The organism is Hymenobacter segetis, from assembly GCF_038448715.1.
GTDB classification, from domain to species: Bacteria; Bacteroidota; Bacteroidia; order Cytophagales; family Hymenobacteraceae; genus Hymenobacter; species Hymenobacter segetis.
Window position 1 is genome coordinate 17,097 of the sequence record NZ_JBCEVZ010000049.1, and the last position, 18,240, is coordinate 35,336.

The following is an 18,240-nucleotide window of genomic DNA, read 5'->3' on the forward strand; positions in this document are numbered from 1 at the left end:
CGACTGCGCTCAGCATGAGGTTTTTGCGTAGTACAACCTCCCATTATCCCCCTCATGCGCATTCTCATCGTCGAAGACGAGGCCCGGTTAGCCGGCTTCATTCAGCAGGGCCTCACCCAGGCCGGGCACGTGGCCGACGTGGCCGCCACCGGCCCCGAGGGTCTGGAGCAAGCCGCCACCACGCCCTACGATGCCGTGCTGCTCGACCTGATGCTGCCCGGCCAGAGCGGCCTCGACGTGCTGCGCAACCTGCGCGAGTTCGGCATCCAGACGCCCGTGCTCATCCTCAGCGCCCTCACCGATACGCAGCACGTGGTGAAGGGCCTCGAAGCCGGGGCCGTGGACTACCTGCGTAAGCCGTTTGCGTTTGATGAATTGCTGGCCCGACTGCACATCATCGGCCGCAAAACCGCCGGTCCGGCCGGGGCCGAAGCCCTGCGTCTGGCCGACCTCGTGCTTGACCCGCTGGGCCGAGTGGTCACGCGCGCCGGCAAGACGCTCAATCTCACCAACCGCGAATTTGCCGTACTGGAGCTACTACTGCGCAACGCCGGCCGCGTGGTGAGCAAAACCCGCCTCGCCGAGAAAGTGTGGGACGTGGACTACGACATGGGCTCAAATGTGATTGAGGTACACATTTCGCAGCTGCGCCGCAAGCTGGACCGGGATTTTGCGCCCGCACCGGCTTTGTTGGAAACGGTGATTGGGCAGGGGTACCGGCTGCGCGAGCCAGCGGCGACGGGTTAGAATAAGCCAAATGAAAAAGCACGTCATGCTGAGCGCAGCCCAAGCATCTCGCGTGTGGTAGTAACTCAATCGTTGCAACGTCTTTGATTAGTGGAAGCACGCGAGATGCTTCGGCTGCGCTCAGCATGACGTTCTTAAATTAACCCATGACCTCTTCTCCCGTCAGCCCCCCTTCCCCCACACCCAAAACCCACCGTTTCCGCCTGGGCCTGCGCGGGCAGCTGCTGCTGGTGTTCGGGCTGGTGTTTGGGCTGGCGACGCTGGCGGCGGGCAGCTACCAATACCGCAGCCTGGGCCGCCTGCTGGCCCGCGCCGACGACGACCGCCTGCGCCTGCGCGCCGCCCAGCTGTTGGCCCGCGTCAGCCTCGACCCCGAACCCACCCTGCCCCTGCCCGACCAAACCGGCGAAACCATGCGGCTGGTATTTGAAGTGCCTGGGCAGCCAGCCCGCGAGCTGTTCCGCTCGGCCCAATGGCCGGCGGACGATACCACCGGGCTGCCTCGGCCGGGCACGCCGGGCGGGCGGCTGGGCCGAGGCCGCGTGGTGGCCGTGGCCCGGCTGGCCGCCCCGCCCGGCCCGGGGGCCGACTACGCCGAGCCCACCGGCCGCCTCACGCTGTGGCTGGCCCACCCCGCCGCCCCTCTCGAAAAAGCCCTGGCGCGGGTGCGCCGCACCTTGGCGCTGGGCCTGCTGGGCAGCGCGGCGCTGGCCGGCACGCTGGCTCTGCTGGTGGCGGGCGCGGTGCTGCGGCCCCTGCGGCGCATGGCCGCGCAGGCCCGCCGCATTCAGCAAGCCACGGATATTGCGCCCCTGCCCGTGCCCAACACCGGCGACGAAGTGCAGGAGCTGGCCGAAACCCTGAACCAATTGCTGGCCCGCCTGCGCGGCCAGGCCACCGCCCAGGCCAACTTCCTGGCCGCGGCGGCCCATGAGCTGCGCACGCCCCTGGCCACCCTGCAAACCGGCCTCGACGTGAGCGGCCGCGACCCAGCCCTGCCGCCCGCCACCCGCGCCGCTCTGGCCGGCCATGATGCCGAGCTGGCCCGCTTGGGCCGCCTCGTGGACGATTTCCTGCTAGTGGGCCGCCTCGGGAATGGGGCTGCATTACCAATAAATCGACACTCCGTAGCGCTCGACGAATTGCTGCTGGCCCTGGCCGACCGGGAGCTACCGCGCTTTCGGGCAGCGGGCCGCACGCTCACCATCGAATTACCTGATGATGCAACGACCGCCGCTCTCACCACCGCCACCGACGCCGACCAACTCACTACTTTGCTTTTGAATTTGCTGGACAACGCCCGCAAGCACGCCCGGCCCGGCACCGGCGTGGCGCTGCGCCTACAGGCGGCTGAGAAAGGTCACGGTCCCGTTATCAGCATCGAAAACGAGTTAGCGGCCCCACTGGGCGAACATCTGGCCCAGCTCACCACCGCCTGGTACCAGGCCGACCCACTGGCCCCCGGTACCGGCCTGGGTCTCTGGATTGCCGGGCGGTTGGCCCACGGCCTGGGCTTGCAACTTGAGTTCCGCGAGCAGCAGGAGCAGCTGGTGGTGACGGTAAGTTTCCCAACGTAAGGTTCGCTACCGACCTTTGGGGCTCCTGCCACGCCTATTTTTTCGCCCATGAACATTCTGCTGGTTGAAGACGACCCCCGGCTTTCGGCCCTCATCAAGCGTGGTTTAGAAGAAGAACAGCTGACCGTGACCGTAGCTGCCGACGGCGAGCGCGGCCAGGAGCTGGCCCTCGCCCAGCCCTTCGACCTCATTATTCTCGACGTAATTCTGCCCCACCGCAGCGGGCTGGAGGTGCTGGCCGCCATCCGGGCGCAGGATGCGCGGGTGCCGGTGTTGCTGCTCACGGCTCTGGGCACGACTACTGATAAGCTCCAGGGCTTCGGCAACGGGGCCGATGACTATTTGGTCAAACCCTTCGATTTTGCCGAGCTGGTGGCGCGGGTGGGGGCCCTCACGCGGCGCGGTGGCGGGCAGCCCCAAAGTGCCCGCCTGGCCTTTGCCGATGTGCTGATGGACACCGCCAGCCGCACCGTGACGCGGGCCGGCCAGCCGCTGCGCCTCACCACCCGCGAGTTCAACCTGCTGGAATTGCTGCTCCGCCACCCCGGCCGCGTGCTGAGCCGGGGCGAAATCGCGGAGCACGGCTGGGACGAGTCCTTCGACGCGGGCAGCAACGTGATTGACGTGTACGTGAGCTATTTGCGCAAGAAAGTGGACCACGGCTTTCCCACCAAGCTCATTCATACCGTGACGGGCGCGGGCTACGTGCTGCGGCAGGAGTAGCAGAACGTCATGAAGAGCGTAGCGAAGCATGACGTTCTTTTGCGCCGCTAATCCAATTCGAAACCAACCCCACCCCATGACCATCCGCAACCGCCTGACCTGGCTCTTCGTGGGCGTGGTGGCCTTCATTCTGCTGGGGGTGCTCACTACGGCGTTTTTGTTGCAGGCCGATTACAGCCGGCGCGATTTCCGGCAGCGCCTGCGCGAGCGGGCGGTGGTGGCGGCCTACATCTACCTGGAAAAGGATGAGCTGCGCAGCTCGGCGTTCCAAGCCTTCCAGAAACAGTTTCAGCGCACGCTCACCGAGGAAATTATTCAGCTTTATGATACCAAGGGTGAGGTGCGCTTTGTGCGCGAGGATGCTCGCCTGGAGGTGCCGCCCGACGTTTTGGCCCGTATCAAAGAAGGCCACGAGGAGTATTTTGAGGATGGCACCCGTGAGGCGGTGGGCATTTTTTACCGCGACAACCAGGGCCAGTACGTGGTGGTGGCCGGGGCCGAAAACATCCGTGGCGAAGCCCGCCTGCAATACCTGGCCACCATTCTGGCCACTATTTTCGTGCTGAGCCTGCTGCTGATTTACGCGGCCGGGCGGCTGTTTGCGGGGCGGGCGCTGGCCCCCATCGCGGCCCTAAATGACCAGATGGACCGTATCTCGGCCCACGACCTGCACCGGCGCGTGGCCGAAAACCTCTCGGGCCGCGAGCAGGACGAGCTTTCGCGCCTCGCCCACACCTTCAACCGCCTGCTCGACCGCCTCGAAAGCAGCTTCGACGGCCAGCGCGCCTTCGTGCGCAACGCCTCGCACGAGCTGCGCACCCCGCTGGCCGCCAGCATCGGAGAGGCCCAGCTGGCCCTGGCCCGCGAGCGCGAGCCCGCCGCCTACCGCGCCGCCCTGCACGCCCTGCTCACCGACCTCACCCAACTCAACGCTCTGCTCAACCACCTGCTGGACTTGGCTCAGGCCGAAACCCCGCTGCCCGAGCACGACACCCGCATCCGCGTGGACGAGCTGCTGGCCGAAGCCTGTGCCGCCATCGACCCGGCCCAGCGCCCGCGCCTGCACCTGCACACCGGCCGCCTCCCCGCCGAGCCCGAGCAGCTGGAGCTCACCGGCAACCGCGCCCTGCTCAGCCGCGCCCTCATCAACCTCCTCGAAAACGCCCTGAAATACTCGGAGCCCCAGCCGGTGGCCGTCGACCTCGAATACGAGCCCGGCGGCGTACTCGTGCGCATCCGCGACCAGGGCATTGGCATTGCCGAAGGGGATTTGCCGCAGGTATTCCAGCCGTTTTTTCGGGCTGGCAATGCCCGGCCGGTGACGGGCCACGGCGTAGGCCTGCCGCTGGCCCGCAAAATCATCGAGCAGCACGGCGGGGAATTGAAATTGACTTCGCAGCTGGGCCACGGCACCACCGTACTGGTGCGCCTGCCCACGGCGTAACCACGTAGCGCGGACTTTTAGTCCGCGAATGCACAATTGCAACGGAAGCAGATGGCCAGAACTCGCGGACTAAAAGTCCGCGCTACATTTTTCTTTCTAATCGTATTCTAATGACATGCCGGTAGCCTTGCAGCAGTTTAACCACTGCCGCACTCTATGAACCTACCAAACCAGTCGCTAGCAAACCGCCACAGCCACGCCCACTACCGCAAAAGCACCCTCGCTTTTACGGCCGTACTCGGGCTCCTATTCTTCACCGCCTGCACCCCCTCCGATGCCGATGCCCTGGATGAGCCCGCGCCCCAGGCCGTCGTAACCCAATCAAAAGCCCTCCCCGAAACCACCCCGGAAGAGTTGGTGCTGAGCGGCGAAATCGCGGCCGATGCCAACCACACGGCACGGGTATTCCCCCGAGTGGGCGGCCAGGTGCTGCGCGTGGGCGTTGATTTGGGCGATGAAGTGAAGCAGGGCCAGGTGCTGGCCGTGCTGCAAAGCCGCGAAATCGCGGAGCTGCAAAACCAGAGCACCGCCGGCACCGCCGACCTGGCCGTGGCCCGCAAGAACCTGGCCGTGGCCGAAGAGCTGTTCCAGAACGGCCTAGCGGCCGGGCAGGACGTATTCAAAGCTCGCGCCGAGCTGGCCCGCGCCACCGGCACCGCCACCCGCAACCACCGCCAGCTCGACACCTACGGCATGGCCCAGGGCGGGCAATACGAGCTGAAAGCGCCCGTAGCGGGCTACGTCATCGAGAAAAACGTGGCGGCGGGCCTACGCTTCAACGCCGCCGACATGCCCGCCGCCTTCACCGTGGCCAACCTGGATAGCGTGTGGGTCATGGCCAACGTGTTCGAATCGGACCTGACGTTGGTGCACCGGGGTCAGGCCGTCGAAATCACCACCCTGAGCTACCCCAACCAGCCGCTGCAAGGCCGCATCAATCAGGTTTTCCACGTCCTCGACCACGACAGCAAGGTGATGAAGGTGCGCTGCACGCTGCCCAATCCCGGCCACCTGCTCAAACCCGGCATGCACGCCCAGGTGCGTGTGCTGGCAACTTCCACCAACTAAGCACGGCATGGCTATTCTCATCATCGAAGCCGAAGAAAAGCGCCGGGCGGCCGTGCAGCGGTTTTTGCAGCGCGCCGGCTACGTCACCGACCTCGCTCCTACCCTGGCCGCCGCCACTGCCCGGCTGGCCGCCCGCTCCTACGAATTCGTGCTGCTGGCCCAGTTCCTGCCCGACGGCGACGGCCTCACACTGCTCTACGAAGCCCAGCGGCGCGGCTCCCGGGCCGCCTTTATTCTTATGATGGCCACCGATTCGGTCCAAGACCGCCTACAGGGCTTCGCCGCCGGGGCCGACGACTGCGTGGCCCGCTCCACCACGCTGCTGGAGCTGGAGCGGCGGCTGCGCAGCATTGCCCGGCAGCGGTTTGGCCGGCCCCGGCCGCGCATCAGCTTCGGGCCGGGGTTTGAGCTAGACCTGGCGGCCCGGCGCCTGCGCCACGGCCCAGATGCGGTGGACTTGAGCCGTTCGCAGTTCGACCTGCTGCACCACCTGCTCCGGCACCGAGGCCAGCCCCTCACCCGCGAGCAGCTGGGCGCGCACATCGGCAAAGGCACAGAGGGGTCGAATTATATCGACGTACATATTATGAACGTGCGCAAAGCCCTGGCCCGCTTCGCCCCGCCCGATTTCCTGCAAACCGTGCGCGGCATCGGCTACCAGGCGGCGTAAAAGAGGTAGGGGCGGGGCCTGCCCCCGCCCGTCGTCCGCGCCGAAACAACGATTCCGTGCAACGACGGGCAGGGGCAGCCCCCGCCCCTACCTCGTATAATCCAGAGGCAAAACACCCCGCAAAAACCCCACGGCCCGGCCCGGCGTACCAGCGGCAGCAGCGCAGTTCCCGGCGCTGGCTGTTACTTGCCTCTATGCGTCACTTCTGCACTCGTTTACCGCTGGCTTTGCTGCTGGCGGCGTTTTCTATTTTCACCGCCTCGGCCCAGAAAGTGGGCCTCGTGCTCAGCGGCGGCGGGGCCAAGGGCCTGGCCCACGTGGGCGTGCTGCGGCAGCTGGAGAGAAACCACATTCCCATCGACTACATCGTGGGCACGAGCATGGGCGCGGTAATTGGCGGCATGTACTCGGCCGGCTACTCGCCCGATGAGATTGAGCAGATTGTGCTCAGCCCCGAGTTTCAGCGCTGGACTTCAGGCAAACCGCTCGAAAGCAAAACATTCAACTTCCTCACGGCCGAGCCGTCGCCCTCAGCCTTGCGCCTGGGCATTGCCATCGATTCCACGTTCAAGGCCCGCATCAGCACCAATCTGGTGAACGATTTGAACCTGAACCTGGCCCTGGCTCGCCTGCTGGCCCCGGCCTCGGCCAGCAGCAACTACAACTTTGACAACCTGTTCGTGCCCTTTCGTTGCATGGCCTCGGAGGTATTCACGCGGCAGGTAGTGGAGCAGAAAAGCGGGTCGCTGTCCGATGCCATTCGCAACTCGATGTCGTTTCCGCTGGCGTTCCGGCCCATCCGCAACCTCGACGGCAAGTATTACTACGACGGCGCGGTGTACGACAACTTCCCCACCAATACGATGAAGAAAACCTTCGCCCCGGACATCATCATCGGGGTGAACGTGGGCGACGTGGCCTTCAAGAAATACCCAAAAAACGACGATGCGCTACTGGCCAGCACGGTAGCCTTCCTGGGCACGAGCGTGGCCGATACCGGCAGCGTAGGCAAAAACGGCATCTATATTCAGCCCGATTTGGACGGCATGGGCGTGGGTGATTTCGACCGCGTGAAGGACTTCATTGCCGAAGGCGACACGGCTGCCAGCCGCAACATGGACAAGATTAAATCGCGCATCAGCCGACGCGTCGATTCGACGAGCTTGCAGCAGCGGCGGCTGGCCTTCCAGGGCCTGGCGCCCAAGCCGCGCTTCATTGAGGTGCAGGTGCGCGGCCTGCGCCCCGACCAGAACGAGTACGCCGCCCGCTTTTTCCCGCGCTCGGGCCGCGAGTATTCGCTCGATGACATTGAGGAAGGCTACTACCGCCTGGCGTCGGACGACTATTTCAAGAACATCTACCCGCGTATTCGCTACGACGCGGCGCGTAAAGGCTACATTTTCAGCGTCGATGCGCAGCGCAACAACAACGTGAGCACCGAAGTGGGCTTCGTGCTCAGCAACCGGCCCATCGACAACCTGTTTTTCGGCCTCGAATTCCGCTACCTGCGCCGGCTGCTCTACACCGCCTCGGCCGACGTGAGCCTGGGCCGCTTCTACAACGGCGCGCACGGCTCATTCCGCATCAACGTGCCGGCCCGGCTGCCGTTCTTCTTTGAGCCCGAAGTGACGTATAATCAATGGGATTTTCAGAACACAGGCGGGGTGCTGGGGCGTGATGTCATCAACACCCAGGTGCGGCAGCAGGACACTAAATTGGGCGGGCAGTTTGGCATCAGTCCCACGTTCCGCAGCCGGATATTGCTCGATGTGGCCACTTTCGTCACCAAGGACGAATACACCAACTCCAAGGAAATCAACACCTCCGATGTGCTCGATGCCACCGTGTTTAGGGGCGTGACCGGGGCCATCCGCATCGCCCGCAACACCCTGAATCGCAAGCAGTACTCCACCAGCGGCCACCGCTACGTGTACACGTTGCGCGGCGTCACGGGCTCTTCGGACTATACACCGGGCTCCACGGCCCAGCAGCCGGGCAGCTCGCAGCACCGCGAGTGGCTCCAATTTCGGGCCACCGTGGAGCGCTACTTTGCCCTGGGCAAGGAGCGCCACGCCTGGGGCTACTTCGGCGAATTGATGGCCAGCGGCCAGCCCACGTTCACCAACTACCGCTCATCGCAAACCATGTCGCCGGTTTTTGCGCCTTTGCCCGATTCGCGCACGTTGTTTCTCGATACCTACCGCTCGTCGCGCTACGCGGCCGTGGGCCTGCGCTACACCCAGCCCTTCCTCAAAAAGCTGGAATGGCGCACCGAAGTCTACGTGCACCTCAACGGCCAGCCCCTCAAACAAGGCGACCTGCAACAAGCCGTGCGCCAGTCGGGCTTCGACCGGCCCCGCATAACGGCCAGCACGGGCCTCATTTTCCAGACGCCGGTGGGGCCGCTGGCCCTGCACGCCCGCTTCTACGACGACCCGGCCGAGCGATTTGGCATCTACGGGCACCTGGGCTACCTGCTGTTCCGCAGCCGGGCGCTGGAATAAGGAGTTAATTCATACCTGAATTGTCATTCCGCCCGCCGGGAGGAATCTGAGTAAAACCGTTTAGCGGCAATGCTTAGATTCCTCCCGGCGGGCGGAATGACCGTTTTAGTCCAATGCCCGGCGTACTTCGGCAGCGGCTTCCAGCGGCAATAGGTGCCCGGCTCCCGGCACCACCTCAAACGGAGTACCGGCCGGTAGCAGCGGCAGCGTGAGCCGGCGTTGCGTGGCAGGCGTGATGGACGTGTCGCCCTCCCCTACCAGCAGGTGGCAAGGAACGTTCAACTGCGGCATCAGGGTGCTGATGTCTTCGCGGGCTCCTTGCAGCAGCCAGGTGGCCCAGGCGACCTCGGTGCTGCGCAGGTTATCGGCGATAACGTGGGCGCGTAGGGCCGCAGCCAACGGTTGGCGGGTGATTTTTCGGAAGGTTTTTTCGGCTTCTTCCCGCTTGCCGTAGGCGGCCAGCGAGGCAGCCCGGTCGGCCTCCGACATGGGCTCGCCGGCCGGCGGCGAGGGCGAGAGCAGCACCAGCCGGCGCAGGCCCGCTGGCTGCCGGGCGGCAAGCGCCAGGGCCATTTTGCCGCTCATGCTGTGCCCGATGAGCGTAAAATCCGTCACCTGCTGCTGCTGAATGTAGGCCGCAATCCAGTCGGCGTAGGCCCGCACCGAGTAGTCGAACTTCGGCGGCACCGGCTGCGCGCCGAAGCCGGGCAGGTCCGGCGTCAGCAGGTTGGCCTCGGGCAGCAGCGGGCGCAGCACATCGTATTCGCGGCCGGAGCCCGCCCAGTAGTGCAGGGCGATAATAGTAGGAGGCATAAGCTATATGGGTACGTAAGCATTACGGCCGGGCCAGTATAGCGAACGGGAATGCGGCCACAGCCATGCCGGATGGCTTTTGCAAAAAGAAACCAGCCAATACTTTACCGGGTTTTTCGTCATCATTTCGCCCCGAGCTTAATCCATAAAAATCATTGAATTAAGTGGTCCAGAAAGTTCTGGTTTGGTAGTGCGCGCTATTATTTCAGCCGGACCAGCGCAATCCAGTTTTGGGAAAGTGCCGTAGGTTCTGGCTCACTGCTAACTGACTATTTATTCATTACCCGGTTCTCACGTCTAACCCGCCTGCTTATTTCCGTATACGCTACTATTCTTTTCCGTTTATCTTACTCTTCAGGCGCTTGACCCGGACCGCTATTATGGGCCAGTAGCCAAGCTCCTTCATCCTCCCCCTGTATGAATAAAGCTCCGACGTTGCTCCCCGCAACGGACGAAGAAATCCTTGTGCAGCGCCTGGTAGCGCGCGACGAGCAGGCCCTGCGGGTACTACACGACCAATATTCCCGTAACCTCCTGACAGTTATCAACCGCTTGGTGCGCGATGAGACGCTGGCGCAGGATGTGTTGCAGGAAGGCTTGCTCAAGGTCTGGCTCAGCATCGACCGCTACGATGCCACGCGCGGCCGCCTGTTTACCTGGATGGTGCGGGTGTGCTGCAACCAGGCCATCGACGCGATGCGCAGCCCCCGGCACCGTTTCAACAGCGGCACCAAGTCGCTGGAAGTGGGCGGGGCGCAGCGGGCGCAAGCGCCTTCCTCCTTCAACCCCGAGCACATTGGCCTGCGCGAGCTCACCCTCAAGCTCAAGCCCAAACAGCGCGAGGTCATCGACCTGCTCTACTTCGGCGGTTGCACCCAGGTTGAAGCCGCCGAGCAGCTCGGCATTCCGCTGGCCACGGTGAAAACCCGCGCCCGCGCCGCCCTAGCGGTGCTGAGCCAACTGGCAAAGTAAGTTTTTTTTTTAGCGGGCCTATCAATAGTTTTATTGTCTGTCATCCTGAGCGCAGCGAAGGACCTTATCACGCCAGAACAACTTTCGTTCGGCGGTGATAAGGTCCTTCGCTGCGCTCAGGATGACAGACGTTTTTAAGCCCTCACCGCGGGCATTCCTCCCGCGTCAGGCTTTCGTTGATGACGATGGCGGCGCGGTTGCCATCGGCGGCGGCCAGCAGGGCTTGCTGGGTGCCGGGCTTGGTATCACCGGCTGCGTACAGACCAGGGATGGAAGTGTGCAGTCGGGAATCAACCCACACCGCGCCCTTGCTGGTGAGGCGAGCTCCCAGGTTGGCGGCCAGCGGCGTGCGCTGGTGCTGGGGCGCGTGCAGAAACATCGCAGCCCGCTCCAGCTGGTCGCCGTTGGCAAATTCGATGCAGCGCAGGTCGCCTTTCGACGAGCCAATGAGGCGGGTAATGGGCTCTTCCCGAATGCCGATTTTTTCGCGGTGCAGGCGGCGGCGGGCATTGGGCGTGAGGTGGCCGGGGCCATCCGTCACCACGATTACGTCGCGGCTCCAGCGGCTCACCAGCAGGGCCAGGCCCGTCACGGTGCGGCCCTGGCCGTACACGGCCAGCGGCTGGTTGCGCACTTCCCAGCCGTGGCAATAGGGGCAGTGGAGCACGCCCCGCCCCCACAGCTCGCGGAAGCCCGGCAGCGGCGGCAGAATGTCGCTCACGCCGGTGGCCAGCAGCACCCGCCGGGCCGTCACGGTGATGGGGGTATCGTCGGCCGTGCCGTGGCCGATGGCCCGGAAGCCGTGGGCCTGCCGCGTGAGCGTATCGATATGCAGGCACTGCACTTCCACGGTTTCGTAGGGTGCCAGTTGCTCCTGGCCCAGGCGCAGCAGCTCGGCTGGCCGGATGCCGTCGCGGGAGAGAAAGCCGTGCACGCCGGGCGAGGCGGCATTGCGGGGCGGGCCACCATCGGCCACCAGTACCCGCCGCAGGCAGCGCCCCAGCGTGAGGGCCGCCGACAGCCCGGCGCTGCCCGCGCCAATAATCAACACGTCGTAATCCAGTTCCATAACACGCAACAGCTGGTAGCCGGTTAGATTAACTCTGATGCCAATGCTCAGGTTATGGGTACGCTTCGATTTTATACAAAAAAAGGCCCTCCCCGCGTGGGGAGGGCCTTTTTGCATGGTCACCGGCCGGGGTCGGGGCCACATCAGTTATTCCTTGATGAGGCGCTTGGTCAGGTTGATGGTCTGGCCGTTGGCCTGGCCGCGCACCAGCAGGTTGTAGGTACCGCTGGCGATGGTGTTCAGGTCCAAAGCGTGGGCCAGGCCGGCTTCCAGCGTCGTGTTGAGGACTATGCGGCCGGTAGCGTCGAGCACGCTCACCTGGTAGCGGCCGGTGGGCAGCTGGGTCAGGTCGAGCTGCGTGCCGGTGGTGGCCGGGTTCGGGAACAGGACGATGGCCGGTACCAGCGTCGTGGTGAAGGTCACGGTACGCACGGGCGAGTAGCTCGTTTCGCCGTCGGTATCCATCTGCTTCAGGCGGTAGTACACCAGGCCTTTAGCTTTCGGGCCGATGCCGGCGTCGGTGAGGGCGTACTCGGTGGTCGTGGTTTTGCTACCCTGGCCTTTCACTTCGCCGATTTTCACAAAGTCGGTGCCGTTGAGGCTGCGCTCCACGTCGAAGTGGTCGTTGTTCTTCTCCTGGGCCGTGTGCCACAGCAGCGCCGCGTCGAGGTTTTTCACCGCCGTAGCCGTGAAGTCGGTCAGCTCAACCGGCAGCGGGAAGTCGCCGATGGTGTAGGAATACGTCAGTGAGTTAGTGCCGCCGTTGGCGTCGATGGTTGTCACGGTTATCGAATAGGTGCCGGATTTGAGGGCCAGGCGGTTCGAGACGTAAATCTGACCCGTAGCGGCATCGAGGGCGAGGCCGGGGGCCAGCGTACCACCCGTTTGCACCACGCTGGTGAGGCCACCATTGGCCGGATTCGGGTTCACGGTGCGGTCGGCCAGGTACTTGCCAAAGGGCAGCGAGCCATCGGCGTTGTACTTCACCGTGTTCACATCAATCAGGTTCACGATGACATCGTTGTCCTGGTATTTCACCGTGCGGCCTTTGGTGGCCGTGCTCGTGGCGGTCGATTTCTCGTCCTTGCCGATTGCAATAGTGTACAGGGCCGGGGCCGAAGTCAGGCCGGGCGTGTCGGTGGTGGTGTAGCCGAAGGTTACATTGCCCACATACGTCGGGTCGGTGGCCAGGATGGTGCCGCGCGGGTCGAAGTACAGGTTGGCAATCTGGGTGGCCGTGTAGCCTACGCCCGTAGCAGCGGGGGCAGTACGGGCGGCATCCAGGTACAGGATGCCCGTGTTGGCGGCTGGCAGCGAGGTCAGCGTGTAAGTCAGCGTGGCGGTCTGGCCGGCATCAGCATCGGTACCCGTGAGGGGCGAGATTTTGATGGGGCCGGCCGTGCTGCCGATAACGCCGGTCAGGAAGCTCGGCAGCGTGTTCACTACGTCGTAAGCCGTAGGCGTCTGGTCGATGGCCGTAGCGAAGGGTGTGGCCACCGTGTTGTTGCCCGTGTTCGTGTCGCCGGGGGTATTGGCCGTGGCCGACACCGTGTAGCTGGCATTAGGAGCATCGAAGGACACGTAGTTCACCACATCGCCGGCCGGGGTCACGCTCATGGCGTTCATCAAGGGGAAGGTGATGGTGATGGTGCCGCCCGAGGCCGGAGCCTGGGTGCTGCCCGCCGGGAAGCTGATGTTGGTAGCCGTGGCTGGGATGGTCACCGTCTGCGTCACCACGCCCGAGGGCGAAGGACCGTTGTTGGTCGTCACTACGGCGTAGGTTACGCGGCTGCCAGCGAGGGCAACAGCCGGGCCTTTCACACTGGTGGTCACATCCACCTGCGAAGTCACGGTGATAACCGCGCTGTTGGCATTGTTGCTGGCAACGGCATCGGCCGTGGCCGAAGACACGAAGGACGTACCCGTTACCGAACCGCTGGCCGGGGCCTTGAAGGTCACGTTGTAGCCCGTGAGAGCCGCTGCGCCCGAAGCGAGCGAGTTCACCGAGTTCCAGGTTACCAGGCCCGTGGTATTGTTGTAGACACCACCGGTGCCGCCGGCTACGGTTACCACGTTGCTGCCATTGGCCAGGCCGGCCGGCAGCTGCACGCGGGGCACTACGGTAGTGGCCGTGATGCCGCCCGCCAGGTTGCTGAAGGTCGCGTTCAGGGTAACCGAAGCGCCCGGGGTTACCGAGCTCACGCCGCCCGAGATGCTGATGGACGTGGCCAAATCGGCCGAGCCCGCTACCGAAGTAGTAGCGCGGGTGGTGAGGGCATCAGCGCGGTTGTTGCTGAGGTCGGTGTCGATGGTAGTGCTGCCAACCTGGGCCCGGGTTACGGGCACCAGCTGCGTCACATCGGGCATCTGCACCGTCACGGTGTTGGCCACGCTGCCGCCGCTGGGCAGGTTGGTAGCCGTGGCGAAGGTGACAACGCCCGTCGCGTTGTCGTAGCTGGCACCGGCAGCGTTGCCGTTCACCAGTACTGTGCCGCCGCTGGTGGTGAGGCCGGCGGGCAGTTGCAGGGTCGAAACGATGGAAGCCACCGGCACGGGGCCATTGTTGGTCGTGGTCACGGCGAAGGTGACGGGGCTGCCGGGCAGGGCTGAGGCCGGGCCGCTCACGGCCACCGTTACATCAGCGGCCGGCGTCACGGCCAGTACGGTCGTGGCCGAGTTGTTGGTGCTGCTGGTTTCGGTGGTCGAGGTACGCACGGCGGCCAGCAGGGCCAGCTGGTTGCTGCCGGTGGTGGAAGCCGAGGGGTCGGTAATCACGCTGGCGGGCACATTGAAGGTGATGGTGTTCACCTGACGGCTGGCAGCAGCAAGGGGGCTGGCCAGGGTGAAGGTGGCCACGCCCGTGGCGTTGTCATAGGTACCAGCGGTGGTACCAGCGAAGGTCACGCCGCCGTTGGCGTTCAGGCCAGCGGGGAGCTGCACGGTCTGCACCACGTTGTAGGCGGTGTTGGCACCGGGGTTGGCAGTGGTCACGGCATAGGTCACGGCCTGGCCCACGGTGGCGGTAGCCGGGCCGGCCAGCGTGGTGCTCACGTCGGTGGTAGTGATGATGTCCACTTTCACTTCGCCCACGTTATCGGCCGGCACGGGGTCGGCGTTGGCTTCGCGCACGGTGGCCGTAGCCAGTACCGGGCCGCTGGCCGGGGCCGTGAACTGAATGGTGAACGGCAGCGGGTTGGTGGCCTGCGGCGCGAGGCTGGCAATGGTGGTGAAGGTCACAATGCCGGTGGCCGAGTCGTAGGTACCGTTGCCTACCGTCACGCCGGTGAGGCCGGCGGGCAGCTGCACTTGCTGCACCACGGCGGTGGCAGTGCCCGCGCCGCGGTTGCCGGCCGCTACCGTCAGGATTACGGCAGTGCCAGCGGTGGTCACCGTCTGGTTCGAGCTGATGGTGGTGTACACGTTGGCGGGGGTGCCCACGCCGGCTACTACCGTCGTGCTCACCGTGGCCCGGTCGTTCGAGGCAGCACCAGTGTTGGTGTCGCCGGAGTTATTATCGCCGGGGTTGACTGCGCCGTTGGCCTGCACGTTGGCAGTAGCGCTGTATGTGGCAGCCGGGGCGGCAAAGCTGATGGTGTTGGTCACCGTCTGGCCGATGGGCAGCGTGCTCAGGGTCGGGAAGGTCACCACCGTTTTGTTGGTGCCTGAGTTGTAGGCGGCCGTGCCGCCATTCGAGATGTAGAGGCCGGTAGTCGTACCATCGGCCGCCAAAGTCAGGTTGCCATCGAAAGTCACCGTCTGAATAACGCTGGGAGCCGGCGAGGCCGAACCGGCCGCATTGGTGGTGCGCACTAGGTAAGTAACGAGGCCGCCAGAAACCACCGGGGCAGCCAGGCCCGCGCCATCTACCGAGCCGGTGATGGTGGTCGACACATCATACGAAGGCGTGATGTTCACCGTGTTCGTGGCGAAGTTGTTGGTGCGGTTCAGCTCCGGGCCGTTGCTGCCGGCCGTGCTGCCGATATTGGCCGTAGCCGTAATCGGGCCGCTGGCGGGCGCTTTGGTGAAATTGGCCACGTAGGTGTTCGTGGTGTTGGCCGCCAAAGAAATGGGCGAGGGCGTGAAGGTCACGAGGCCCGTGGCGTTGTCGTAGGTCGGTACCGTGCTGGCCGTGCCGTTGATGGTGAAGGTCACCGCGCCACCGTTGCTGGTGAGGCCGGGCACGAGCTGCAGGGTCTGGGTTACGTTGCTGGCGGCTACGGCGCTGGCATTCTGGGCCGTCACGGTGTAGCTCAGGGCGGCACCGGCCGTCACGTTGCTGTTGTTGGCCGGGCCGGTGATGGCGGTTACCAAATCCAGCACCGGCGTTACCGATACGGTCAGGTTGGCCTGGTTCGAGGTTACGTTCTCGGTGTTTGTGACGGTGTAGGGAATCGTCACGTTGCCGGTGAAGGTCGTGTTGGCCGGCGTAAATTTCACCTGCCCGGCGGGCACACCCACCGTGGTGTAAGTGCCCTGGCCGGCCACCGTAAAGGTGGTGGCCGACTGCCCGGCAATATTGTTGGGATTCAGGTTGATGGTAGCGCCCGTGAGGGTACCCACGCTCGCCACGTCGTTACCGGTCACGCTGAAGGTAACCGGGGCGGCCGGGTTGGCCGTGATGGTGTTGAAGTCGTTATTGGCCGTAATCGTCACGCAGTTCACACCCGCCACGCTATTGGCAATGCTGGCGCTGATGGCCGCGCTGCTCACGCCGGTAGCACCGGCTTCTGAGCCAAAGGCAACCGGGCCAGGCAAGGTGGTACCGTTGGCCGCGCCGTTGGTGGTGGCCGTGGTAGCGGTCACGCCATTGGTAAGGATTACGCCGCCGCCGCCGCCGCCGCCGGGGCCGTGTAGTGCAGCAGCATTTTGAGTACCCTGGCCGTCGTTAGTACCGCCCGTTCCACCGTTGGCCGACAGCGCCAGGCTGGTAGCCTGGTTGTTGGTAGCCGTAACAAGGATGGAGCCGCCGGCCCCGCCGCCGCCGCTGCCGTCGTTGCCCACCGTATTGTTAGCATTCGCGCCATTGGCCAGGATGCTGCCGGTACCCGTCAGAGTGCCCGTCCGCACCAGCACGATGCCGCCACCGGCCGCGCCGCTGCTGGCAAAGCCGTTGTTGGGCGTGCCCGTGCCGTTGTTGGTAGAGCCGGCTCCGCCGCCGCCACCCATCACCAGGCGGCTGCTCGTAGCCGCCGGGAAGGCTGCACCGGGCTCGCCGCCCACTGCTGTGGCACTGCTCCAGGCGTTGCCGCCACGGCCGCCACGGCCGCCGTTGGCGCCGCCGCCGCCGCCACTGTTCTGGTCGTTATTGAGGGGGTTGGCATCCGTACCGCCGCCACCGGCGTTGCCGGGCGCGCCGCGGCCGTTGTCGCCGCTGGGGTAGCCGTCATTCAGGCCAGCCGGCAGCAGCGTAGGATAGCCGGTAACCGCGGCGCGGGTATCGAGCAAGCCGTTAGTCGGGTCGTTCACGTAGCGCGGGGTACCGGCCAGGCCTTCACCCTTGGTACCATTCGTGTTTTGTGCGGCCGACGAGCGGTAATCGATGCCAGTAGTGCCGGTGTTATCGCCACCAAGCTGCCGGCCGGCACCGCCCCGGAAGCCCAGGCCCGAAGCGTTAATGTTGAAACCAGCCAAGTCGAGTTTTGCGGCCACATCGAGGGCCACGATGCCGCCGGTAGCCCCGTTCCAGGCCAGCGGCGAAATGGTGGCGCCCAGCGTGAGGTTTATGTACTGCGGCACCCGGATTACCTGGAAGGTGCGCTGGCCGGTGGTACCGGTTGCCACGGCGTTCACGTAGCTGTTTTTCAGGCCCGAGGCCAGGGTGATGGTGCCGCCGGCCGTAGAGAGGACCGTAGCGCTGGTGCTGGCTACGGTCACGTACTCATAGGTACCGGCCTTGAAGTTGGTGGATACGCTACTGCCGTTGCCCGAACCGCCGGCCACGCCGTCGCCGTAGGTATCATCGTTGCTCGTGTTGATGTCGGCACCCTGCATCTGAATCACCAGGAGCAGGTCGCCGGGGGCAATATTGGTAGCAGCGCCGCGGGCCACGCCCACGTTGATGGTGGTGGCACCCACACCCAGCGTCTGGGCGGCCGTGCTGGGGTAATACGTATTCGGGTTGGCCGAAATCGTGGGCGACAGGTCTTTGCCAGCCGTGGCGCACGGGGCGGGCGTACCAGCCGCGCCGGTAGCCGACGTAGTCGTCGTCACGTTGGCATTGGCCGCCGTGCCGTTGTTGTCGGCGGCGTTGTTGTCGATGGTAGTGCTGGTGCTAGCGGCTTTGCCGGTGGCCGTTGCGGCCGTGGCCACAAAGCTCACCGAGTTGATAACCGTCGCATTCACCGCCAGCGAGCCGTTGGTAAAGGTCACGATGCCCGTGCTGGGGTCGTAGCTACCATTGGCCGAAGTGGTTACCGTAGCCGGCTTGTTGGGAAGGGTAATGGTCGTGACCGTGCCGGCCGCGGCGGCCGTGCCGTTGTTGGTGGTGTTAGCCAGGTAGTACACCGTCTGGCCCACCACGGCGGTCGAAGGGCCGCTAATGATGGTGAGCAAGTCGGCGTTCGTGACCGTTAGTGTGCTACTCACCGAGTTGTTGGCTTGCTGCGCTACCGTTTCTTCGGTGGTAGTACCGGCCGTGGCCGTGTTGGTATAGG

The 18,240-nt window shown here is 64.7% G+C and carries 11 protein-coding genes; 8 read left to right on the plus strand and 3 right to left on the minus strand.

Annotated features, from left to right (window positions below):
• Nucleotides 1-54: 54 nt before the first annotated feature.
• The 7 genes from AAFH49_RS16765 (at nucleotide 55) to AAFH49_RS16795 (ending at nucleotide 8,733) form a co-directional block, all read left to right on the plus strand.
• Nucleotides 55-747, plus strand: coding sequence for a response regulator transcription factor (locus AAFH49_RS16765; RefSeq protein WP_342299980.1), 693 nt, complete (start codon nucleotides 55-57; stop codon nucleotides 745-747).
• 146 nt (nucleotides 748-893) lie between these two features.
• On the plus strand, nucleotides 894-2,324 hold the full coding sequence (locus AAFH49_RS16770; RefSeq protein WP_342299982.1) for a histidine kinase dimerization/phospho-acceptor domain-containing protein: 1,431 nt from the start codon (nucleotides 894-896) through the stop codon (nucleotides 2,322-2,324).
• Between the two features lie 48 nt (nucleotides 2,325-2,372).
• The gene (locus AAFH49_RS16775) at nucleotides 2,373-3,047 is read left to right on the plus strand and encodes a response regulator transcription factor (RefSeq protein WP_342299984.1); all 675 of its coding nucleotides are present in this window, start codon (nucleotides 2,373-2,375) and stop codon (nucleotides 3,045-3,047) included.
• A 76-nt stretch (nucleotides 3,048-3,123) separates the two neighbouring features.
• The gene (locus tag AAFH49_RS16780; protein ID WP_342299985.1) at nucleotides 3,124-4,491 is read left to right on the plus strand and encodes a sensor histidine kinase; all 1,368 of its coding nucleotides are present in this window, start codon (nucleotides 3,124-3,126) and stop codon (nucleotides 4,489-4,491) included.
• A 156-nt stretch (nucleotides 4,492-4,647) separates the two neighbouring features.
• Nucleotides 4,648-5,559, plus strand: a complete 912-nt coding sequence (locus AAFH49_RS16785) for an efflux RND transporter periplasmic adaptor subunit (protein WP_342299986.1) — start codon at nucleotides 4,648-4,650, stop codon at nucleotides 5,557-5,559.
• Nucleotides 5,560-5,566: 7 nt separating this feature from the next.
• On the plus strand, nucleotides 5,567-6,229 hold the full coding sequence (locus AAFH49_RS16790) for a response regulator transcription factor (RefSeq protein WP_342299987.1): 663 nt from the start codon (nucleotides 5,567-5,569) through the stop codon (nucleotides 6,227-6,229).
• 194 nt (nucleotides 6,230-6,423) lie between these two features.
• Entirely contained in the window at nucleotides 6,424-8,733 is a 2,310-nt protein-coding gene (locus tag AAFH49_RS16795) for a patatin-like phospholipase family protein (RefSeq protein ID WP_342299989.1), read from the plus strand.
• Nucleotides 8,734-8,838: 105 nt separating this feature from the next.
• Here AAFH49_RS16795 and AAFH49_RS16800 read toward each other — a convergent pair whose 3' ends face one another.
• Nucleotides 8,839-9,546, minus strand: coding sequence for an alpha/beta fold hydrolase (locus tag AAFH49_RS16800; protein ID WP_342299991.1), 708 nt, complete (start codon nucleotides 9,544-9,546; stop codon nucleotides 8,839-8,841).
• A 417-nt stretch (nucleotides 9,547-9,963) separates the two neighbouring features.
• Between AAFH49_RS16800 and AAFH49_RS16805 the strand changes: the two genes are divergently transcribed.
• Complete coding sequence (locus AAFH49_RS16805) at nucleotides 9,964-10,518, plus strand: RNA polymerase sigma factor (RefSeq protein ID WP_342299993.1); 555 nt, start codon at nucleotides 9,964-9,966, stop codon at nucleotides 10,516-10,518.
• A gap of 142 nt (nucleotides 10,519-10,660) precedes the next feature.
• Here the strand turns inward: AAFH49_RS16805 and AAFH49_RS16810 are convergent, their stop codons facing one another.
• On the minus strand, nucleotides 10,661-11,587 hold the full coding sequence (locus tag AAFH49_RS16810; RefSeq protein ID WP_342299995.1) for an NAD(P)/FAD-dependent oxidoreductase: 927 nt from the start codon (nucleotides 11,585-11,587) through the stop codon (nucleotides 10,661-10,663).
• A gap of 147 nt (nucleotides 11,588-11,734) precedes the next feature.
• Nucleotides 11,735-18,172 carry a T9SS type A sorting domain-containing protein gene (locus AAFH49_RS16815; protein WP_342299997.1) on the minus strand — a complete coding sequence of 2,146 codons (6,438 nt, stop codon included), beginning with the start codon at nucleotides 18,170-18,172 and terminating at the stop codon, nucleotides 11,735-11,737.
• Nucleotides 18,173-18,240: the final 68 nt, after the last annotated feature.